This window comes from Bradyrhizobium sp. USDA 3397 (assembly GCF_054060965.1).
Window position 1 is genome coordinate 4,407,231 of the sequence record NZ_JBSSDS010000001.1, and the last position, 20,220, is coordinate 4,427,450.

Consider the following 20,220-nt stretch of genomic DNA (forward strand, 5'->3'; position numbering starts at 1 on the left):
AGGATGAGGCTAGTCAGCGCTTGTGCCCTTTGAAACTGCATCCGCGCGCTTCGTCCTCATCCTGAGGAGCCCGCCTAAGGCGGGCGTCTCGAAGGATGGCCGCACGGAAAACTCTCAAATGCGATAGCCGTGGGATCGGCGGGACTGTTTTGGCTTACGAGCCTTGAAGCGTGCTATAGTCGACTATCGCACGGCAGCTTCGAGCGAGGTCAGATGAGACGGCGCGCATTCATCGGGCTGATGACGGGAGCAATCGGCGGATCGCTCATCGCACGCGCCCAGCAGTCTTCCACACCGCGCATCGTCCACTTGGGACCGGTCAAAATCCCCGCGCAGATGGCGGCAACCAAAAGGCTGCTTGCTGAGCTAGGTTACGTCGTGGGACGAATTCGACTCGAATTTCGTGATGCGGCCGGAGATCCCGACGCGCTGCCGGCACTCGCGCAGGAGATCGTGCGGGATGACCGGGTGGACGTGATCATCGCCATCAGCACACCTACCGCTCTCGCCGCTTACAAGGCAACCCGAACCATTCCGATCGTGACCCTTGCCGCGGTTGATCCAGTCGCGTCCGGATTGGCCGACAGCCTCGCCCGTCCCGGTGGCAACGTGACGGGCATCGCAATTTTCTCGGAGGAAACCACTGTAAAGCGGGTCGAGCTCCTGCGGGAGATCCTGCCACAGGCCGTCCGCCTCGGAACTGTCACGACAAAGGTGTCGCGCGGCGCACAGAGTCTCACGCCTGTTCTGGAGGCCGGCCGCAAGCTCGGCTTTGAGGTTGAAGCAATCAACATCGATGATCCCGCCAGCATCGGGACAATCCTGAGCCCGGACAACCTCGCCCGATTCGACGGTCTTGTTTTCGTTCCGGACGTCGTGCTCAGCGCCCACCTGGCCGAAGTCGTCAAGCTGGTGAATCTGAGCATGAGGCCTGCGATCTTTGCTTCACCAGACTGGGTTGCGAACGGCGCTTTCATGTCGTTCGGCCCCGACTTTGCAGACGCTGGGCGCCGCTTGATTGCGCAGGTTGATCGCATTCTACGGGGCGCAAAACCGGGCGATCTGCCCTTCGAACGACCCACCAAGTTCGACCTCAGGATCAATCTCCGCATCGCCAAGGCCCTTGGTCTCGACTTGCCTGCAACCGTCGTCGCCCGCGCCGATGAAGTGATCGAATAGCCCCCAGGATTTCACCCGTACTCAACCGCCTTGCCCTCGCCCGGTAGCCACCATCCCTACTGCGCAGCATCAACAAGAAGTTTGTAGGGTGGGCAAGGCGAAGCGTGCCCACCGCTTGTGTGCCGTCGGGAAGAGTAGTGGGCACGGCGCTCAGCGCGCCTTTGCCCACCCTACGAAAGCTGTGCTCGCCTTCGCTCCTCGCGGCAAATCCTCACGACATCTTCTTCGCCTCGACGTATCGCGCAAAATTGTCGAGGATCGCCTGCCAGCCGCCCTGCTGCTGCTCGACAGAGTGCGTGGTTTCGGCGTCGAAGACGACACGGACGACAACGCCCTTCAGGCCCGGCACGAACTCGACCTCGGCCTTCCGATCGCCGAACGAATATTCGATCCGCTTGTGCTCGACAATCTTGGTGTAGGTGCCGGCGAAGTCGAAGCCCATGCTGCCGTCCTTGGCCTCCATCCGCGATGAGAAGGCGCCGCCGTCCCGCAGGTCGACCGTCGCCCTGGTCGTATGCCAGTCGTCGGATGCGGCATTCCACTTCACGATGTCGGCTGGCGTCGTATAGGCACGCCAGACCTGATCGATCGGGGTGGCTACGCTGGTTTCGACGGTGATCCTCATGGGCATTGCTCCAGTTGCGACTTTGACGCTCGAATTGACGGAATCTCGCCACGTGTGCCGGGTCCATTTCCAGCACGTCCGGGACGTGTCGACCCAAGGACGATCGAGACCGGCCCATGCCGACATGGTCCGGCGTCAATGTGCAAAAAAGTTGGAAAAGTTGTGGTGTGGGCAAAGCGAAGTGTGCCTGCGCGCACGCCTCGTCCTTCGAGACGACGCTGACGCGTCTCCTCAGGATGAGGCTCATTGGCGGCGGTGCCTGTTGAAACTGCTGCCGCGGACTCCGCCCTCATCCTGAGGAGCCGCTCAAGCGGGCGTCTCGAAGGATGGCCGCAGGGAAAAACTCTCTAATGCGATAGCCCTGCCCGCCAGCGTCGCTCTTCGGGCTGCGGCGGACAAGTCGCACTACCATCCTGCGCCGCTCTTCAGATCGGCCTCGTCTTCCCTCGGATGGCCGTCGACCGTTTCAGGACCTGCTCGGCATCGGCATAGCGGCCTAGATACTTGTAGAGACCGGCGAGGTTTTCCAGAACGCCGGCGAGATCCGGATGGTTGGGGCCGAGGGTTTTCTCGAAAGTGGCCGCCGACCGCTTGAACAGCCGCTCGGCCTCCGCGTTACGGCCCTGACGCCCATAGAGCGCAGCCAGATTGTTCTGTGCCTGCGCGATGTCGGGATGATCCGGGCCGAACGCCTTCTCGGTGACCGCCATCGACCGCTTCAGCAGGCGCTCGGCATCGGCATAGCGATGCCGATTGGTATAGGCGTCGGCCAAATTGTTCATCAGCACCGTGGCTTCGGGATCGTCGGGACCGAGCTCCTTCTGCAGCACGGCGAGGCCTCGCTCGAATAGCGGTATGGCCTGATCGTACCGGCCCTGATGGCTGTAGACCGCGCCGAGGTTGCTCAACGCCATCACGATCGACGCATCATTGGGGCCGACCGTCTTCTCGCTGATGGCGATCGATCGCTTGAGGAGCGGCTCCGCTTCTGCGTAACGCTCTTCCGCGCGATAGAGATCGCCCAGATTGTTCAGCACCATGGCGACTTCGGCATGATTCGGACCGAGTGTCCTCTCCCGAATCGCCAGCGCGCGCTTGTACAGCGGTTCGGCGACGGCGTATTGGCCGAGATTGTAATGGATCGTGCCAAGGTCGTTCAGCGGCATCGCGACGTGGGCATCATCAGGGCCGAACTCCTTCTCGCGAAGGGCCAGCGACTTCTGGGCCAGAGGCAGCGCTTCCATGTACTTCCCGGCCTGATAAAGCACCTTCATCTGCCGCGCGAGCGTGCCCGCCTCGTCCTCGTCGGCATCGGACGGCACGCCGAACGACAGGCTCAAGGCAAGCGCAGCAACTGCAACGCAGATCGATTTTCTCAGGGTCCTCATCGCGCCTTCCCTCGTCGCGGCTATTGGGACTTACGCGCCGTTGGTGCGCCCGGAAGCCGGACAGGTTCAATGCAGCCGCGGCTTTCCGACCCGACCGACCGCGCCAGCGCGGCCGTATGCCATTGGCAGGCGTGAGTAATTCATCATTGCCCGAGCTGTTGAAGCACAGCAGACCACAACGCCAGCGGCTCCCGGAGCGCGCCCGGCTCGGACGGCTTCTGGCGAACGGCCGTGTGCACCATGACGAGCTTGGAGGCGGGATCGACCAGGATGACCTGACCGCGGATGCCAAGCAGGGCAAATCGGCGCTGCTCGCCCGGAAGGAGCCACACCTGATAGCCGTAGCCGAAATAGCGCGTCGCCACGTGCGGGGCGAGATGACCGTCCTCTGGCCTGACGGTCGTGGCATCCAGCAGCCACTGCCGGGGGATCAGCTGCCGCCCCTCCCAGGCGCCGTCATGGGCGAGCAACCGGGCCAAGCGCGCATAATCGCGCAAGGTTGCGTTGAAGCAGCAATAGGCGATCTCCTGCCCGCTGCCGTCGATCACCCATGAGGCATCAGCCTCGGTGCCGATGGGGTCCCAGATCCGGTCGCGGAGATAGTCGGCGACCGGCGTGTCCGTGGCGGCGCGCAGGACCAAGCCGAGTATCTCCGTTTCAACGCTGGCATAGTGGAATTTGGTGCCTGGCGGCGCGGTCCGCGTGTTGAACTGCGCGACGATGGCGGCGGGATCTTTCGGCGGGCCGGCGAACAAGGCCCGCCCAAGCCGGGCGATGTCGTCGTTCCCGTCATAGACTTCCGAGAATTCGACGCCTGACGACATGTTCAACAAGGCGCGGATGGACGTGTTGCCATATTCCGTGCCTGCAAGGCCGCCGACATAGGTCGAGACGAGGTCGTCGATCGACTTGATCCGTCCCTCCGAGACCGCGATCCCGACCAGAATGGCCACCACCGTCTTGGCCATGGACATCGAGACAAAGCGGTGATGGTCGGTCCGCGCATATTGATAGTGCTCGTAGAGGATGGTGTCGTCCCTGGCGATCAGGAGGCCCGTCACCGGGTTGCGCTTGAGGTAGTCCGCGATGCCGAACTTTTCGGTGCCAAAACTGTAGGTGACCTGTGGCTCCGGCGCGCGCTTGAATTGCCAGGGCGCCGTCGCGCGAGCGACCCGGCGCGAGGGATAGATCTCGCCGAAATGGCTGTAGCTGCCGACGAGCTTGTCGAGCGGGGGAGCGGCTCCCCGCGTGCCGACCGGATAGCCCTCAGCCGCACCGTAGAGCCCGGCATCGGGACCGCTCTCCGAAAAGACCGGCCCCGGCGCGGCGGGCGCGCTTCGAACGTCCTGCGCGCACGCCAGGGGCGACCAGATCGCGGAGGCAAAAATGACGGGCAGGAAAAGCCGGCGGCACCCGCGCGGCCTAAACGACGCTCCCCAGTTCATTGCACTTGCCTCCCCGCACGTTGGTGGGTGTGCGCTTCACGAGAACAACATCGCTAGCCGGTAAACAGAGGCATACTATCATCATGGGCAAATGGTGTCAGCGGGTGACAGTCTGCTTCACTCTCTCCCATGGATAGGCCAGCATCTTTGCTGCGCAGCATCAGTAAAATCAAAGCACGAGGAAACCCTTGAGCAAGCCAAAATGAGGGATTTGACCGGCATCATTGCCGCGCATGCGCCCGCCAAATGGCGCCCGCCGTAAGTCTTGACGCTGTCCCGGGCGAGCGGAGCGAACTCTTTTGCGAATCCGTCCGGATTTGTCACCGTGTTGTCTTCGATCATGAAGACCGGACGACTAGTCTGCGCGTAAATTCCGTGACTCTCCAGCGCACCAATGGCGATGCCTGCGGCCAAAGCGCAGGCCACAACAAAACCTCTCAGAGACACGACCCTTCCGAATGGTCGTTCAACTCCTCCTTGCTCCGAGCGCGATGGCATCCGTCCGGACCAGCTTCAGCGACTTGACCATCTTCTCCGTCGTAGCCTTGTATGTCTTGAAGTGGGGAGATTCGAGGTGCGACCTGTACGCCTCGACGTCGCGATAGACCTCGAAAACTCTCACCATGGTCGGGTTGTCCTGATCCGACACGGCATACAGCACCAGGACGCCCGGTTCGACGCGGACCGCGGTCTCGATGTGTTCCCTGACCGCCGTCTTGTAGGCTTCAAGCTGAGCCGGATCGATCTCGATTTCGGCGAGCTGGATGTAGCGGCCCTGTGCTTCCTGGGCAATGGCAGGTCCTCCCAGAGTTGAAGCCAGCATGGATGCACCGACAATCAGAAGCTGCTTCGTGTTCACGATTACCTCCTGCGCAGCGCCAACAACGGCGGCGGCATCACGTCTCGGCAACAACTCACCTTTGGTATTGCGCGTCGCTGACCTTCTCGAGCCACTCGACGTTCCTGCCGTTCACCGATTCCTGAATTGCGATGTGCGTCATCGCGGTCGTCGGCGATGCACCGTGCCAATGCTTGAGCCCCGGCGGAACCCAGACGACGTCGCCGGGCCGGATCTCCTCGACTGGACCGCCGTCTCGCTGCACCCAGCCGAGCCCCGCAGTGACGATCAGCGTCTGCCCAAGCGGATGCGTGTGCCACGCGGTCCGAGCACCGGGCTCGAAGGTGACTTGGCCGCCGCCGACACGGGCGGGATCCGGCGCCTGAAACAGCGGATCGACCCGCACCGTTCCGGTGAACCAGTCTTGCGAACCCTTCTGGGAGGGACGAGACCCGTTTTTCGTGATGCCGATGTCCATGGCTAGTTCCTTTGGCGGTTCGGACGTGAGTGCTTGCGCGCGCCGAAGTGAGACGGTGGCGGCGATGCCACCGCAGATGAGGGCGTCTCTGCGCGTGATCATTGTGTTCCCCGGCTCACAGCGGGCGACATCCGGACTACGTCAGCGCGGGCGCTTCTCGATGACGTCCTTGACGACCGGCGCCGCAGAGAAGGCGTTGGGCCAGCCGGCATAGAAGGCGAGATGGCCGAGCATCTCGCCGACTTCCTCCCGCGTCAGTCCGTGATCCATCGCCCGGTTTAGATGATACGTGATCTGGGCGACCTGTCCGGTTGCGATGAGCGCGCTCACGGTAACGAGGCTGCGATCCCGCGGAGCCAGACCCGGTCTGAGCCAGAGATCCCGGAACAGCACGTCGGTGGTGTACTGAACCAGGCTTGGCGTGATCTGGCCGAACTGCTCGCCGACGCGTGTGGCTCGCTGCTTTTCCGCCGCCTCGTCGAGCGGAAGCTGCGGTCCCGACGCCTGCGGCAGCTGATTGGCTCCGATGTTGCGGCTGTCGAAGACCGCCTTTGCCGCCGGAACCGCGTCGATCGCGTTCGCCCACCCGGTGTAGAAGGCCAGGTGCGTGATGATCTCGGAGACCTCTGCCGGCTTCACGCCGTTGTCGAGCGCGAGACCGAGATAGAATGGCAGCTCGATCTTCTGATTGCGGGCGATGAGAGCAGCGAGCGTGACGATGCTGCGGTCCCGCGGCGAAAGCCCGGGGCGCTTCCAGAGATCGCCCAGGACGACCTCCTGTGCATAATTCTGGAGCACGGGCGCGACGGCGCGGATGTCCTCCGGTTTCGACATGCGATGTGCTCCTTCGCTCGATGACCGATCGTCGGCGGCCGCGCCGACAATCAGGCAGAACAAAAACAGGGTCGCGGCAAGCCGTCTCATTGCGGGCATCCATCAATGGTTGTCGTGTCGGTCATCAGTCACGCAGCCGAGAGCACAGCGTACAAGGTCGCGCCGCTGACGCGAAACACAGGCGACCAAGTCACCCCATGATCTTCCCACCGGACGACCGCGGGCTCCTCCACGGCTGGTCCGAACCTAAGACTTTGGTTCGTCCGCGATTAGGTGATAGATTTGATATGCAGTCATTAGGATAGCTTATCAATGCAGCGAGAGGACGCGAGCGACCTGCTGGCCTTCCTCGCGGTGGCGCGGGAGCGCAATTTCACCCGAGCCGCGGCGAAACTCGGCATGACGCAGTCTGCCCTCAGCCAGATCATTCGAAATCTGGAGGAGCGGATCGGCATCAGGCTTTTGAACAGGACGACGCGCAGCGTCACCCCGACTCAGGCTGGAGAACGGCTCTTCCTCAGCATTGGGCCGAAATTCAACGCCATGGATGCAGATCTCGCTGAGCTCAGCGAACTCCGCGAAAAGCCGGCGGGAACGGTTCGTTTGACGGCGACGGAGAACGCAGCCGTCGCGATCCTATTGCCTGCCCTCGGGAAGATCCTGCCAAAGTACCCCGACATCCACGTCGAAATCGTCATCGATTACGGGCTCACCGACATCGTGGCGCAGCAGGTCGATGCCGGCATCCGGCCGGGTGAACTGGTCGCCAAGGACATGATCGCCGTGCGCGTCAGTCCCGACCTGCGGATGGCCGTCGTCGGTTCCCCCTCCTACTTCGCCGAGCGCAAACGGCCGAAGTCGCCTCGGGATCTGACGCATCACAACTGCCTCAACCTTCGCCTGCCGACCCATGGTGGCAGCCTGTACGCCTGGGAGTTCGAGAAGAACGGGCGCGAACTCAAGGTGCGTGTGGAGGGACGGCTGGTGGTCAACAGTGCGGGCCTTCTCCTGGACGGAGCACTCAAGGGCCTGGGCCTCGCCTATCTTACGGAGGGCCACGTGCAGCAACATGTTTCCGAGGGCCGACTGGTCCGGGTGCTTTCCGATTGGTGTCCGCCATTCTCGGGCTACCACCTCTACTATCCGAGCCGGCGGCAGCCTTCCTCCGCCTTTTCGGTGCTGGTCGAGGCGCTCCGATATCGCGGACGGTAGACCTGCCAACGCGAGATCACTTATCTCTTGATGGCCACCCGCAAAACAGACCGTCATGAACTGCGCTCCCGATCGGTCGGCAATGGCGTGCAACACCCAGCCTTGCTCTCGCCCTGCAGATAAGCCACCATCCTCTCCGCGCCATCAACAAACCAACAGCGCTGAGGAAACGCATGAGCAAGCCGTCACGCTTCGACTATGGCTGGGTCGTTGTCGCCGCGGGCGCGCTGATGACCTGCATCGGGTTCGGCACGATGCTGTCGCTGGCGGTGTTCCTGCAGCCGATCTCGGAGGCGATGGGCTGGTCGCGCGCCGGGGTGTCGGCTGCCGCGACGCTGGATTTCCTCTTTATGGGATTCGCCGCATTCCTATGGGGCACGCTGTCGGACCGGTTCGGCACCCGCATCGTGGTGCTCTCGGGAAGCGTTCTGCTGGGACTAGGTCTCGTCACAGCGAGCCAGGCCGCAAGCCTGTGGCAATTCCAGCTTTGCTTCGGCGTGCTGATCGGGATCGCCGTGGGCAGCTTCTACGCACCGATGATGGCGCTCGCGAGCGCCTGGATCGAGAAGAACCGCAGCCTCGCCGTGGCGCTGGTCTCGGCCGGCATGGGCGTGTCGCCGGTGACGGTCGCGCCGGCCGCGAGCTGGCTGATCACGGCCTATGATTGGCGCACCGCGATGCTGACGATCGGCATCGCTTCGTGGGCGCTGTTGATCCCCGCCTGCTTCCTGGTGCGTCCGGCGCCACCAGCCGCGGGCTCCGCAACGACGGACGCTGTGCCGGAGGTCGAGATGGGCGCGGCGCAGGCGCTGCGCACGCCGCAATTCATCGCGCTCGCAGCGGCGCATTTCGCCTGCTGCGCGGCGCATTCCGGTCCGATCTTCCACATGGTGTCCTATGCGATGGTCTGCGGCATCGCTCCGCTCACGGCAGTGACGGTCTATAGCGTCGCCGGCGTCTCAGGCCTCGGCGGACGCCTGCTGCTGGGCGTGCTGGCCGATCGCATCGGCGCGAAACCGGTCCTTGTCGGCGGGCTGTTCGTGCAGGCGATGTGCATCGCGACCTATCTGGCGGTGGCGCAGCTCGGCGAGTTCTACGCGCTCTCGGTCGTGTTCGGACTCGCCTATGGCGGGGTGATGCCGCTCTATGCGGTGCTGGTCCGCGAGTTCTTCGGCGCGCGCATCATGGGCACGGTGTTCGGCGCCGTGTCGGCCTTCGCCAGCCTCGGCATGGCGCTCGGGCCCTGGGCCGGCGGGATCGTGTTCGACACGTTCCAGCAATACACCTGGCTGCATGTGGGCTCCTTCGCGATCGGGCTTGCAGCGGTCGCGGTGGCGCTGAGTTTTCCGACGCGGCGCAGGCCATCGCTCGATCTTAGCCGCGCGACGGCGTGACACTGGATAGTGGCGATTACTGGATCTGACTTTGCATAATGTAAGTTTGATGGATTTCGCCTCCCTCTGTCATCCTACTTCCTGCCTTCTGGCACCGATTATCTTGGTGTAGCATTCCCTTGTGATCAGATCGTTCTGGCATCGCGAGAGGCTAAATGAGGCGGCGGACGTTTCTGAGCTTCTTGGGAATGACGGCGATCTCGGCGCGCGCAGCCTTGGCCCAAAAGCGCGTTCCGGTCGTGGGATTCGTCGGATTTGCCACGCCGGAAATCGACAATGCGGTGCTCGTTCCGTTCCGGAAGGCGCTGGCCGAGCTGGGTTACGTGGAGGGCCGCACCATCGTCATCGAGGCCCACTCGACGGCCGGCGACGTGTCGCGGGGCCTTGCATTGATCGACGACCTCGTGGCCAGACAGGTGGACGTCCTGCTTTCGCCCGGCCCGGCCGCAGCACGCGCGATGGTCAGGAAAACCAATATTCCCGTCGTCGCCGTGGCGCTGCCTGCGGTGCAAAGCGACCCTGAATTGTTTCAGAGCCTCGCGCGGCCGGGCGGCAGCCTCACCGGCTTCGCCGCGTTCGGCGAGGAGATGTCGGCCAAGCGCATCGAGATGATCCGGGAGATCCTGCCCTCGCTGAAGCGGATCGGCGTCTTGAACAATGCGACGGACCCGACCTTCAGCGCCTGGGGCGCGCAAACCATCGAGGAAGCACGACGTGCCGGGCTGGAGCCGGTGCGCCTCGGACTGACGAGCGCATCGCCGGCGGCGGTTGCCGAGCAATTCAACGTGCTCGCGGGCGCCGGCGGCAACGCCGTGATCGTCATTCGCGACTACATGACCGCCGCGATGCAGGACGCAATTTGCCGTATCGGCATCGACATGAAGATCGCCGTCATCGGCCAGCAGAAGGAGTTCGCCCATGCCGGCGCTCTGATCAGCTATGGTGCCGACATCGGCGACCTGTTTCGTCGCGCCGCGGGCTATGTCGATCTGATCCTGAAGGGACAAAAGCCGGCAAACATGCCGATCCAGCTGCCAACCAAATTCGAGCTGGCCGTCAATCTCAAGACCGCGCGTGCGCTTGGCGTGACGATCCCGCCCACCATCCTCGTGCTGACGGACGACGTGATCGAGTGACGGGTCGTTGAAAATCCGCCGATTGCCGCGCCGTGAGGCGGGTCAACATCCAGTCATTCGCGAAGCTTCGGCGGAGCAATTCATGGAATGCAGCATCCGGCCCGCGTGCGCGACAGCTATTATGGCGACGAACGCACGATCATCATGGAGCGAGTGCTGGCAGACCGGTCCTAGGACTGGTGGACGCACTGGCAATGGCTGCGCAGGATTCCGCTCGTCTCACTCTCCGCCTTGGGTCTATTCCACGCCTCGCTGCGCGATCCTGACCCCACCGATCACTCCGACGCAGTTTCGCAAGGGGTCGAGCTCCTGCGGAACCTATTGCCCCAAACGCAGGGGCGCGGGTATCTCGTCGTTCTTGCCAGTTCTGATTTGTAAGCATGAAGCTTGACGGGTTGTACTTCGCCCTGCCCTACGAGCTGGATTGCACCAGCTTGTGTTCGACGCGCGATTTGAAGCGGCAACGAAAGTCGAGCCGCGCTTCGAAGATGGAAATTAGTTTTGCGACATAATCGTAATGACTCCGACGCAAAAAAAGAAAATAGGGTGAAATCAACAAGAATAATGGGAGGAGTGAGATGGACACTGCGGGTCGCCTGCGCGCGATGGCATTTTTATGCCGTCAGACAGCCGCGCGTCATCCTGATCGAGGCTGGAAACTGCTCGCGGAAGCTGAATATTGGGAGCATTTGGCCAATGATGCGCCGCTCGATCATTTCGAACGTTGCTCGGTTGGCTCGCCGCCCGATCCCGAGCCTGGTATCACCAAACCAACCGCGGCCCCTGTGGGGTGAGTGCGAAGCAAAATAGTTTGTTAGCTTCCGTGTGCGTAACTTGAAGAGTGCCGCCCACCGCCAATGCGGCACATTGGAATGGGAATGCCGGCCCCGGCTGTTACCCCATCCTGCGGCTGGGGCCGTTTTGAACTTTCGCAGCATCGTTCAAACCCGATCCACAACCATGCTCAGAGGCATCGCTATAGCGCTCTTCGGAAAAGGCATCTTGTCTCGGCTCGATCGAGCGCTCTCCCATGGTCGCAATACTGAGGCTGCGCCCAGCCTTGTGCGGGACATCGGCCGAGGCTTCGGGCTGTAGGGCGCCGTCCACGCGCCTCGTCGATCAGGCAGCGCCTGCCCTACCGGCGACTATTTCTTCAATAATATTCCTTTCGCTCGCGCCATGCGCCTGACTGATCCGGCGTGGCGGCCCAGTTCGGCGGCAATCTTCGATACCCCAATGCCCTGCCGGGCCAGCGTGACCAGCCGTCGAACCTCCTGCTCGGCCCATTGCTTCGGCTTCGGTGTCTTCATGGTGCGACCCCACGACCGCACGACTTAACGACGGCAGCTGACGGTCCGCACTTGGGAAATTTACGGGTGGCGCGCCCGGGCCGTTATCCGTCCGAACCTCCAAACGGAAATTGACCGAGGCCGCGCTGTCATGTGCCCCAGCCTTTGGCCTCGTTGTTGAGGCAGATCAAGGCTGCTGGCGCCGGGCAAGGCGGGAGAGGCCGATGGCGAAGCGGTGCGTTCTTAGATATCGCGGAGGCGAGCGGTCACGCCACCAGCGCGGCGTCCTCCTCGTCGTCGATGCCGCGCTGTGCCGCCAGCAGGCTGACGATCTCCGCATTCGGCCGGGCCTTGCTGAACAGGAAGCCCTGGCCCTCATCGCAGCCTTCGGCGCGGAGGCAGCTGAGCTCCGCTTCGGTCTCGACGCCTTCGGCGGTGATGGTGACGCCGAGGCCCTTGCCGAGGCTGACGATGGAGCGGATGATCGCCTGGGCCTCGCGGTTGGCCGCGAGATCGCGCACGAAGGACTGGTCGATCTTGATCTTGTCGAACGGGAAGCTGCGTAGGTAGCTGAGGCTGGAATAGCCGGTGCCGAAATCGTCCATGGAGATCCGCACGCCGAGCGCGCGCAGCGCATGCAGCGTCGCCAGCACCTGCGCGCTCTTCTCCAGGAGCAGCGTCTCGGTGATCTCGAGCTCGAGCCGGCGCGGCGCCAGGCCGGAATGTTTCAGCGCGTCAGTGACCATCGAGAGCAGATTGCCGCTGCGGAACTGGAGCGGCGACAGGTTGACCGCGACGCGGACGTCGTGCGGCCAGGCCGCGGCGTCGAGGCAGGCCCGGCGCAGCATCAGCCCGCCGAGCGGATTGATCAGGCCGGTGTCCTCGGCGACCGGAATGAACTCGGCCGGCGATACCATGCCGCGCTCGGCATGCGGCCAGCGCAGCAGCGCCTCGAAGCCGGTGATGCGGCCGCTCGAGAGGTCGATCAGCGGCTGGTAGTACGGCCGCAGCACGTCGTTCTGGATCGCGTCGCGCAGCTCGACCTCGATCTTGCGGCGGCTCTGCGCCTTCGCATCGAGCGCGGCCTCGAAGAAGGCGAAGCTGCCGCGCGCATCCAGCTTGGCGCGTGACAGCGCCATGTCGGCGCTCTTGAGCAGCTTTTCGGAATCCTCGCCGTCGCCCGGCGCCATCGCAATGCCGATCGAGGCGCCGATCACCACGGAATGACCGTCGAGCAGATAGGGATCGGCAATGGCCGCCAGGAGCCGCTTGGCCAGCATCACCGCGTCCTCGGGACGCGCCAGCCCGCTCTGTAGAACCGCGAACTCGTCGGAATTGAGCCGCGCCAGCGCGTCCTCGTCCCGCAAGGTGGAGCGCAGCCGCTTGGCGACGCCGCGCAGGAGCTTGTCGCCGACCGCATGCCCCAGCGTGTCGTTGACCGCCTTGAAATTATCCAGCCCCAGCATCAGGAGCGCGACCTTCTCCGAGCCGCGGCGCGTGTGCAGCAGCATCTCGTCCATCTGCTGCCGCAGCAGGCTGCGATTGGGCAGGCCGGTCAGCCCGTCGTGCTGGGCCATGAAGGCGAGCCGCGCCTCCGCGCGCTTGCGCTCGGTGATGTCCATCAGCGCGAGCAGCACCGCGGGCCGATCAGCATAAGTCAATTCGCGGGAATAGATCGCAAGGTCGATCAGCGCGCCGTCGGCCTTGACGTGCTTCCAGGTGCGGCCGGCCTGATCCTCGCCGGTCCCATCGACGGTCCAGGGCGGCTCGCTTTCGAACGCCTGCAAGGACCGGATCTTCAATCGCTCGAACTCGGCCCGGCTGTAGCCATAATGCGCGACCGCGGCATCGTTGACGCCGAGGATGCGCTCGTCGTCCAGCGCGCAGACGATCATGGGCACGGGATTGCCGTCGAACAGCAGGCGGAACGAGGCCTCGCGCTGCTTGAGCTCGGTGATGTCGACGCGCAGGCCGACGACGCCGCCGTCATCGGTCAAGCGCTCGTCGATCAGGATGACGCGCCCGTCCGACAGCTTCTGCTCGTGGCGCGCGCCGGGCTTGTAGAGCTTTTGCAGGCGCTCGGCGATCCAGGCTTCTTCATTGCCGATGGCCTCGGGATAGTCGCCGCGGGCGACTCCGATGCGCAGCGTGTCCTCGAGCCGCGCGCCTTCCTCGAACAGATCGGCGGTCTTGCTGTAGATCTCGGCGTATTTCTTGTTCCAGAGGACGTAGCGGCCTTCGGCGTCGAGAAACACGATGCCCTGCGGCAGGATGTCGATGGCCTGGCGCAGGCGCTCATGCGACTTGCGCGCCTCCGCGATCGCGGCTTCCGCCTCGGCACGGCTGCGCAGGATTTCGTCGTGTTCGGAAAGGGCACGGTGCGCGCGCGCGAAGCGCGGCTTGCGCGCCTTTTGGCCGGCGCGGGCAAGCATGCTTTGCTTTCGCTTTCTTGTTTTTCGAGACCCCAAACTCAACTTCACTCGTCCCAGTCGCGTCCAGCGGCCGCAAGATTTGAGGCAAGTGTCTGAAAAAAAAGTAATCCTAGCCAGCCGCGGTCCGCGCGCGGGGCGCATATTGCCTGTTTGCGCGGCGTGGCGGGCGGCGGCAGGCGCCATCAGACTGAGTGCGGCGCCCTCAATCAGTGAGCGATCTGGCGCAAAATTGCGCGCGCGCCTGAATCGGTTCCGAAATCTCGCGCGATCGCATGCGAACCGCAGAATTTTTTGCGCGCCGCGCACGAATTTTGGTCAATGCAGGATACGGTTATTACACCCTTAAGAAACGGCGGGTCGAGACGCGATTCGGGCGCGCTGCGGTGAGTTGGCGGCGGGCTCGTTCTTAACCCTGGTGCAGCATTGGGTTATAAGAACGTCAGCATGAGTCGCCGCGGCATCACCCTCCTCCTGCTCTCGTTCGTCTGCCTGGGCGCCGGTGGCGCGCTGGCCCAGGACCGTGGCAGCATCAACCCGAAGCCGCTGCCGCCGCTCGCCAATCCCAACGACCCCGATCTCGCCGCGAAGGAGCTGTTCGCGCGAAAGCTGCTGCCGTCGAAGGGGCCGGCCCATGTCATCGGCTCCTACACCAGGGGCTGCATCGGCGGCGCCGCGCAGATGCCGGTCAACGGCGACAATTGGCAGGTGATGCGACTGTCGCGCAATCGCAGCTACGGTCATCCCGACATGATCGCGTTGATCAAGCGGCTTGCAGCCAAGGCGCACAAGGACGCCGGCTGGCCCGGCATCCTTGTCGGCGACATCGCCCAGCCGCGCGGCGGGCCGGCGCTGTCAGGCCATGCCAGCCACCAGATCGGTCTCGACGCCGACATCTGGCTGACGCCGATGCCGGACCGCCGGCTCTCGCGCGAGGAGCGCGAGGACATGTCGGCGGTGATGATGGTGCGCCAGGACCGGCTCGACATCGACCCAAAAGTGTTCACACCAGGCCATGTGCTGGTGCTGCGCGCTGCGGCGCGAGAACCCGCCGTGCAGCGCATCTTCGTCAATGCCGCGATCAAGAAGGCGCTGTGCCGCGAGGCCAAGGGCGACCGCGCCTGGCTGTCGAAGATCCGCCCCTGGTGGGGCCACGACTACCATTTCCACATCCGCATGCACTGCCCGGCCGGGGCCGGCGAATGCAAGGGCCAGCCGTCACAGGCCGAGGACGAAGGCTGCAAGCCCGCCGATCTCGCCTACTGGTTCTCCGATGCGGTGCTGCACCCCAAGCCGCCGCCCGAGCCGCCCAAGCCGAAGCCGCCGATGACGCTGGCGCAGATGCCGGCAGCCTGCAAGGCGGTGCTGCATGCAGGGGATGCGAAGCCGTAAGGTTCGCTGCCACGGAATCCACCGTCGTCGTCCCGGGGCGCGAAGCGAGCCAGAGACCCATAACCACAAGACGTGGTTATGGCGCGAGGTGCCCACTCCGAGTCTTCGCCAAACACAATCCTGTGGCTATGGATCCCGGCTCGCACTGCGCGCGCCCCGGGATGACGCATCAGGTTTGACCTTCCGACCTGGCCTGCTATCTTCGCAGCTGCGATATCCCACGCTGGCCGTAAGCCACCGTGGCGCCGTGGAACAGCGCGTCCGCCCGTCGCATCAGACCACCAACGCCAGATTGCGCGTGCATCGTCCGCGCAAGCTCGCACGGAGCGCTGTTCATGATTCGTATTGCTGGACTTTTCACCGCCTTCGTCATTCTCGCCGGCACGGCCGTCGCGCCCGCCGAGGCCGAGGACAAGACCATCACGGTGCTCGCCGCCGCCTCGATAAAGAACGCGCTGGACGAGATCGACGCCACCTACACCGCCAGGACCGGGGTCAAGTTCAGCGTCAGCTACGCCGCTAGCTCGGTGCTAGCCAAGCAGATCGAGCAGGGTGCGCCGGCCGACGTGTTCGTCTCGGCCGACACCGACTGGATGGACTACGCGATCGCCAAGAAGACTATCAACGAGCCCTCCAGAGTGAATCTGCTCGGCAACAGCATCGTGCTGATCGCGCCGAAGGATTCCAAGATCGACAGCGTGACGATCGCGCCAGGTTTCGATCTCGCCAAGCTCGCCGGCGACGGCAGGATCGCGACCGGTGACGTCAAGTCGGTCCCTGCAGGCAAATATGCCAAGGCGGCGCTGGAAAAGCTCGGGGCCTGGCAGGCCGCAGAGCCGAAATTCGCCATGGCCGAGAGCGTGCGCGCGGCGCTGACGCTGGTCGCCCGCGGCGAGGCTGTGCTCGGCATCGTCTATTCCACTGATGCCAAGGTCGAGCCGGGCGTGAAGATCGTCGGCGCCTTCCCGCCGGATTCGCATCCTGCGATCATCTATCCGGTCGCGGCGACCAGCACCGCCAAGCCGGAGGCGAACGGCTATCTCGCCTTCCTGCGCTCGGCGGCGGCCAAGGCCATCTTGGAAAAATACGGCTTCAAGTTCCTGATCAGCCCCACAACCTGATTGTTGCGAACCTGATTCTTGCAAACCTGATTTTGCAACCTGTTTTCTGCGACCTGATATGACGACTTGATGTTCGAGATCTCTCCCGCCGAATGGACGGCGATCCTGCTTTCGCTCAGGGTCGCCGTCATCGCCACGCTGGTCGCAACGCCGTTCGGCATTGCGCTGGCGTGGCTGCTCGCGCGGCGTGACTTCTGGGGCAAGTCGGTGCTCGACGCACTCGTGCACCTGCCCCTGGTGCTACCGCCCGTCGTCACCGGTTATCTGCTGCTGCTCAGCTTCGGTCGCAAAGGTCTCATTGGCAGCTTTCTCGCCGACCATCTCGGCATCGTCTTCGCGTTCCGCTGGACCGGTGCGGCGCTCGCCTGCGGCGTGATGGCGTTTCCGCTGCTGGTGCGGCCGATGCGGCTGTCGATCGAGGCGATCGACCGCCGGTTCGAGCAGGCTGCGGAGACGCTCGGCGCAGCGCCGTGGAAAGTGTTCTTCACGGTGACGCTGCCGCTGGCGCTGCCGGGCGTGCTCGCCGGCATGGTGCTGGGCTTTGCCAAGGCGATCGGCGAGTTCGGCGCCACCATCACCTTCGTCTCCAACATTCCAGGAGAGACCCAGACGATTTCGTCGGCGATCTATTCGCTGATCCAGACGCCCGACGGCGATGCCGCGGCAGGCCGGCTCGTGATCGTCTCGATCGTGCTCGCGATCGGCGCGCTGATCGCGGCCGAATGGTTCGCCCGCCGCGCCACGCAGCGCCTGCACGGGAATTGACCATGCTGCGCGTCGACGTCGAAAAACAGCTCGGTGAATTCTCGCTGTCCGCTTCCTTCAGCAGCGAGGGGCGCGTCATCGGGCTGTTCGGCGCCTCGGGCGCCGGCAAGAGCTCGCTGGTCAACATGATCGCCGGCCTGCTGCGGCCCGATCGCGGCACCATCGTGATCGATGGCGAGACCGTTGACGACACCGCGGCCGGCATTCACGTGCCCACTTACCGCCGCCGCATCGGCTACGTGTTCCAGGATGCGCGGCTGTTTCCGCATCTGAGTGTGGCGCAGAACCTCGATTACGGACGGCGGATGAACGGGCTTGCGCCCGATCCGGCGCAGCAGAGGCGCATCATCGACCTGCTCGACATCGGCGCGCTCAGCGATCGCCGTCCCGGGAAGCTGTCCGGCGGCGAGCGCCAGCGCGTCGCGCTCGGCCGCGCGCTGCTGTCGAAGCCGCGTCTCCTGCTGCTCGACGAGCCGCTCGGCGCGCTCGATGAGGGCCGCAAGCTCGAGATCCTGCCCTACTTGGTGCGGCTGCGCGACGAGGCCAATGTGCCGATGGTCTATGTCAGCCACGACGTCGCCGAGCTGCGCCAGCTCGCGACGCAGATCGTGATGCTCAAGCAGGGACGGGTGACGTCGTTCGGCGGGGTGAAGGTGCTGACGTAGTTTTTGTGGAGCGAAAGTGCTGATGTAGGGTGGGCAAAGGCGCGCTCTTCGCGCGCCGTGCCCACCGTCTTGCCTGCTGGTGGGCACGGCGCAAGGGCGCCTTTGCCCACCCTACGGCAGCGTCAGACCCCCGCGACCGAGGACCACAGCTCCGCGAGCTTCTTCCGCAGCGCCCGAGCGCCTGTCAGCGGCAGCGGTGTCTCATCATCTTCGGGCAGGCGCAGGCCGACGAGGTTGACGCGGCCACCGGAGATGCTGCGGGCGACCAGCACGATCTCGCCCAGGGCGAGCTCGGCGCCCTCCTTTGGAGCGTGGTCGAGATGGACGTCGAAATAATCGGCGAGCGTGAGCTTGCTCTCGTCCTCGCTCACCTTGACGCCGTAGATCGCGGCGAGCTCGGCGAGCGTGTGCTCGCCGGAGACCATGAAGTCGCCGAGCAGATGCGGATCGGGCGCGGTGCTCGGCTGCATGTCGACGAAGAAACGGTCGAGCGCTTCGGCCTTTTCCGGCGGCGCCAGCAGATAGATGTAGTCGCCCGGTGCGATCGGATCGGCCTCCGTCGGCGTCAGGATGTGCTCGTTGCGGATCACCAGTGTCGGCTTGGACCAGGACGGGATCAGGCCGCGACGGAAATACAGGCTCTTGGGCCGCACCGGATAGCCGACCAGCTGCTGCTCGAGCTGGCCGGGCAGATCGAGTTCGACGCGGCGGGGGCCACGGTCGGCGCGGGGCAGCGCCACGTGCAGCTTGCGCGCGGCCGGCGCCAGGGTCCAGCCTTGCAGCAGAAGCGAGATGATGACGACGACAAAGGCCACGTCGAAATAGAGATAGGCCTTGGGCAGCCCGACCAGCATCGGGATCGAGGCCAGGAAGATCGCGACCGCACCGCGCAGGCCGGTCCAGGCGATGAAGATCTTCTCACGCCAGTTGAAGCGGAACGGCGACAGGCACACGAACACCGCGAGCGGGCGCGCCACCAGCATCAAGACCAACGCGACGGCGACCGCCGGCAGCACACTGGAACCCAACCGGCTCGGCGAGACCAGAAGGCCGAGCAGCACGAACATCACGATCTGCGCCAGCCAGGTCGCGGCGTCGAGGAACGTCACCACCGAATTATGCGCGCGGGTCGGCCGGTTGCCGATGATGATGCCGGCGAGATAGACCGCGAGGAAGCCGGAGGCGTGCATGATCTGCGAGCCGCCGAAGATCACGAGCGCGGCCGTGGTCACGAAGGGCGCATGCAGGCCCTGCGGCAGAGCGACCTTGTTGAGCGCGATGACGACGAGGCGGCCGCCGATGACGCCGACGACGGCGCCCAGCACCGCCTCCTGGATGAACTCCATCAACACATGGCCGGGCGAGCTGGTACCGACCGAGATGTATTCGACCAGCATCAAAGTGAGGAAGATCGCGAAGGGATCGTTGGTGCCGGATTCGGCCTCCAGCGTCGCGCCGACGCGCGGGCGCAGACGCAGGCCCTGGGTGTGCACCAGCAGGAACACCGCGGCCGCGTCGGTCGAGGCCACCACCGCACCGACCAGCAGCGCCTCCGACCAGTTGAGGTCGAGCGCATATTTGGCGAACGGCGCCGTGACCAGCGCGGTCAGCAGCACGCCGACGGTCGCGAGCACCACGGACGGCGCAAGCACGGTGCGGATGCTGGCAAAGCGCGTGCGCAGGCCGCCGTCGAACAGGATCAGGGCGAGCGCGACGGAGCCGACCAGATAGGTGGTGCGGACGTCGTCGAACTGGAGCTGACCTGGGCCGGAATCGCCGGCGAGCATGCCGATGATGAGGAAGACGAGCAGCAATGGCGCGCCGAAGCGCAGCGCAAGCAGGCTGGAGAGGATGCCGGCCATGACGAGGACGGCGCCGAGCAATATGGCGAGACTGACGGAGTCGAGAGAAGCCATCCACCTTCCGGGTAAGAAATCGCTGGAATTTCATCCTTATCGTCGGTGGACTCGCGCGCCAACCCATTTTCGCGCTTCGCGGCAATCTGCCCGCATTTTACGGCCTTAACGCGC

Annotated in this window: 19 protein-coding genes; 9 read left to right on the top strand and 10 right to left on the bottom strand. The window is 64.3% G+C overall.

The features are described 5' to 3' along the window. The first annotated feature begins 213 nt into the window (after positions 1–213). The gene (locus ACVWYQ_RS20330; RefSeq protein ID WP_404544385.1) at positions 214–1,179 is read left to right on the top strand and encodes an ABC transporter substrate-binding protein; all 966 of its coding nucleotides are present in this window, start codon (positions 214–216) and stop codon (positions 1,177–1,179) included. A 211-nt stretch (positions 1,180–1,390) separates the two neighbouring features. Here the strand turns inward: ACVWYQ_RS20330 and ACVWYQ_RS20335 are convergent, their stop codons facing one another. The 7 genes from ACVWYQ_RS20335 to ACVWYQ_RS20365 form a co-directional block, all read right to left on the bottom strand. Beyond that, the gene (locus ACVWYQ_RS20335) at positions 1,391–1,804 is read right to left on the bottom strand and encodes an SRPBCC family protein (RefSeq protein ID WP_404544387.1); all 414 of its coding nucleotides are present in this window, start codon (positions 1,802–1,804) and stop codon (positions 1,391–1,393) included. Between the two features lie 425 nt (positions 1,805–2,229). Next, on the bottom strand, positions 2,230–3,192 hold the full coding sequence (locus ACVWYQ_RS20340) for a tetratricopeptide repeat protein (RefSeq protein ID WP_404544390.1): 963 nt from the start codon (positions 3,190–3,192) through the stop codon (positions 2,230–2,232). A 143-nt stretch (positions 3,193–3,335) separates the two neighbouring features. Beyond that, positions 3,336–4,637 carry a serine hydrolase domain-containing protein gene (locus ACVWYQ_RS20345; RefSeq protein ID WP_404544392.1) on the bottom strand — a complete coding sequence of 434 codons (1,302 nt, stop codon included), beginning with the start codon at positions 4,635–4,637 and terminating at the stop codon, positions 3,336–3,338. A 117-nt stretch (positions 4,638–4,754) separates the two neighbouring features. Beyond that, positions 4,755–5,084: a hypothetical protein gene (locus tag ACVWYQ_RS20350; RefSeq protein WP_456726312.1), complete on the bottom strand. Its 330-nt coding sequence runs from the start codon at positions 5,082–5,084 to the stop codon at positions 4,755–4,757. Between the two features lie 19 nt (positions 5,085–5,103). Further along, positions 5,104–5,496, bottom strand: a complete 393-nt coding sequence (locus ACVWYQ_RS20355; protein WP_271539557.1) for a putative quinol monooxygenase — start codon at positions 5,494–5,496, stop codon at positions 5,104–5,106. Between the two features lie 55 nt (positions 5,497–5,551). Further along, complete coding sequence (locus ACVWYQ_RS20360; RefSeq protein WP_404544393.1) at positions 5,552–5,953, bottom strand: (R)-mandelonitrile lyase; 402 nt, start codon at positions 5,951–5,953, stop codon at positions 5,552–5,554. Between the two features lie 141 nt (positions 5,954–6,094). Then, positions 6,095–6,877 carry a carboxymuconolactone decarboxylase family protein gene (locus ACVWYQ_RS20365; protein WP_271539559.1) on the bottom strand — a complete coding sequence of 261 codons (783 nt, stop codon included), beginning with the start codon at positions 6,875–6,877 and terminating at the stop codon, positions 6,095–6,097. 222 nt (positions 6,878–7,099) lie between these two features. Between ACVWYQ_RS20365 and ACVWYQ_RS20370 the strand changes: the two genes are divergently transcribed. The 4 genes from ACVWYQ_RS20370 (at position 7,100) to ACVWYQ_RS20385 (ending at position 11,323) form a co-directional block, all read left to right on the top strand. Continuing rightward, positions 7,100–7,999: a LysR family transcriptional regulator gene (locus ACVWYQ_RS20370; RefSeq protein WP_271539561.1), complete on the top strand. Its 900-nt coding sequence runs from the start codon at positions 7,100–7,102 to the stop codon at positions 7,997–7,999. Positions 8,000–8,172: 173 nt separating this feature from the next. Beyond that, on the top strand, positions 8,173–9,393 hold the full coding sequence (locus ACVWYQ_RS20375; RefSeq protein ID WP_404544396.1) for an MFS transporter: 1,221 nt from the start codon (positions 8,173–8,175) through the stop codon (positions 9,391–9,393). A gap of 155 nt (positions 9,394–9,548) precedes the next feature. After that, positions 9,549–10,529 (top strand): ABC transporter substrate-binding protein, encoded by a 981-nt coding sequence (locus tag ACVWYQ_RS20380; RefSeq protein WP_404544398.1) that lies wholly within the window; start codon positions 9,549–9,551, stop codon positions 10,527–10,529. A gap of 578 nt (positions 10,530–11,107) precedes the next feature. Then, positions 11,108–11,323 carry a hypothetical protein gene (locus ACVWYQ_RS20385; RefSeq protein WP_082641383.1) on the top strand — a complete coding sequence of 72 codons (216 nt, stop codon included), beginning with the start codon at positions 11,108–11,110 and terminating at the stop codon, positions 11,321–11,323. A gap of 351 nt (positions 11,324–11,674) precedes the next feature. Here the strand turns inward: ACVWYQ_RS20385 and ACVWYQ_RS20390 are convergent, their stop codons facing one another. Together ACVWYQ_RS20390 and ACVWYQ_RS20395 are read right to left on the bottom strand one after the other, a co-directional pair. Beyond that, positions 11,675–11,839, bottom strand: a complete 165-nt coding sequence (locus ACVWYQ_RS20390; RefSeq protein WP_162130849.1) for a helix-turn-helix domain-containing protein — start codon at positions 11,837–11,839, stop codon at positions 11,675–11,677. Between the two features lie 245 nt (positions 11,840–12,084). Continuing rightward, on the bottom strand, positions 12,085–14,250 hold the full coding sequence (locus ACVWYQ_RS20395) for an EAL domain-containing protein (RefSeq protein ID WP_456726313.1): 2,166 nt from the start codon (positions 14,248–14,250) through the stop codon (positions 12,085–12,087). Between the two features lie 444 nt (positions 14,251–14,694). Here ACVWYQ_RS20395 and mepA point away from each other — a divergent pair, with 444 nt between their 5' ends. The 4 genes from mepA (at position 14,695) to modC (ending at position 18,190) form a co-directional block, all read left to right on the top strand. Beyond that, positions 14,695–15,639 (top strand): penicillin-insensitive murein endopeptidase, encoded by a 945-nt coding sequence (mepA, locus tag ACVWYQ_RS20400; protein ID WP_456726314.1) that lies wholly within the window; start codon positions 14,695–14,697, stop codon positions 15,637–15,639. 335 nt (positions 15,640–15,974) lie between these two features. Further along, the gene (modA, locus tag ACVWYQ_RS20405; protein WP_456726315.1) at positions 15,975–16,760 is read left to right on the top strand and encodes a molybdate ABC transporter substrate-binding protein; all 786 of its coding nucleotides are present in this window, start codon (positions 15,975–15,977) and stop codon (positions 16,758–16,760) included. 69 nt (positions 16,761–16,829) lie between these two features. Beyond that, complete coding sequence (modB, locus tag ACVWYQ_RS20410; protein ID WP_271539576.1) at positions 16,830–17,525, top strand: molybdate ABC transporter permease subunit; 696 nt, start codon at positions 16,830–16,832, stop codon at positions 17,523–17,525. A gap of 2 nt (positions 17,526–17,527) precedes the next feature. After that, on the top strand, positions 17,528–18,190 hold the full coding sequence (gene modC, locus ACVWYQ_RS20415; RefSeq protein WP_271539578.1) for a molybdenum ABC transporter ATP-binding protein: 663 nt from the start codon (positions 17,528–17,530) through the stop codon (positions 18,188–18,190). A 122-nt stretch (positions 18,191–18,312) separates the two neighbouring features. On the opposite strand, the gene ACVWYQ_RS20420 is transcribed toward modC, so the two are convergent. After that, positions 18,313–20,106, bottom strand: a complete 1,794-nt coding sequence (locus ACVWYQ_RS20420) for a potassium/proton antiporter (RefSeq protein WP_404544407.1) — start codon at positions 20,104–20,106, stop codon at positions 18,313–18,315. Between the last annotated feature and the right edge of the window lie 114 nt (positions 20,107–20,220).

Coding starts and splice junctions, on each gene's coding strand:
- ACVWYQ_RS20365 (WP_271539559.1), bottom strand. CDS start 6,877: ATGAGACGGCTTGCCGCGACCCTGTTTTTGTTCTGCCTGATTGTCGGC.
- modC (WP_271539578.1), top strand. CDS start 17,528: ATGCTGCGCGTCGACGTCGAAAAACAGCTCGGTGAATTCTCGCTGTCC.
- ACVWYQ_RS20380 (WP_404544398.1), top strand. CDS start 9,549: ATGAGGCGGCGGACGTTTCTGAGCTTCTTGGGAATGACGGCGATCTCG.
- ACVWYQ_RS20335 (WP_404544387.1), bottom strand. CDS start 1,804: ATGAGGATCACCGTCGAAACCAGCGTAGCCACCCCGATCGATCAGGTC.
- ACVWYQ_RS20340 (WP_404544390.1), bottom strand. CDS start 3,192: ATGAGGACCCTGAGAAAATCGATCTGCGTTGCAGTTGCTGCGCTTGCC.
- ACVWYQ_RS20375 (WP_404544396.1), top strand. CDS start 8,173: ATGAGCAAGCCGTCACGCTTCGACTATGGCTGGGTCGTTGTCGCCGCG.
- ACVWYQ_RS20360 (WP_404544393.1), bottom strand. CDS start 5,953: ATGGACATCGGCATCACGAAAAACGGGTCTCGTCCCTCCCAGAAGGGT.
- ACVWYQ_RS20385 (WP_082641383.1), top strand. CDS start 11,108: ATGGACACTGCGGGTCGCCTGCGCGCGATGGCATTTTTATGCCGTCAG.
- ACVWYQ_RS20420 (WP_404544407.1), bottom strand. CDS start 20,106: ATGGCTTCTCTCGACTCCGTCAGTCTCGCCATATTGCTCGGCGCCGTC.
- modA (WP_456726315.1), top strand. CDS start 15,975: ATGATTCGTATTGCTGGACTTTTCACCGCCTTCGTCATTCTCGCCGGC.
- ACVWYQ_RS20395 (WP_456726313.1), bottom strand. CDS start 14,250: ATGCTTGCCCGCGCCGGCCAAAAGGCGCGCAAGCCGCGCTTCGCGCGC.
- mepA (WP_456726314.1), top strand. CDS start 14,695: ATGAGTCGCCGCGGCATCACCCTCCTCCTGCTCTCGTTCGTCTGCCTG.
- ACVWYQ_RS20345 (WP_404544392.1), bottom strand. CDS start 4,637: ATGAACTGGGGAGCGTCGTTTAGGCCGCGCGGGTGCCGCCGGCTTTTC.
- ACVWYQ_RS20330 (WP_404544385.1), top strand. CDS start 214: ATGAGACGGCGCGCATTCATCGGGCTGATGACGGGAGCAATCGGCGGA.
- ACVWYQ_RS20370 (WP_271539561.1), top strand. CDS start 7,100: ATGCAGCGAGAGGACGCGAGCGACCTGCTGGCCTTCCTCGCGGTGGCG.
- ACVWYQ_RS20390 (WP_162130849.1), bottom strand. CDS start 11,839: ATGAAGACACCGAAGCCGAAGCAATGGGCCGAGCAGGAGGTTCGACGG.
- modB (WP_271539576.1), top strand. CDS start 16,830: ATGTTCGAGATCTCTCCCGCCGAATGGACGGCGATCCTGCTTTCGCTC.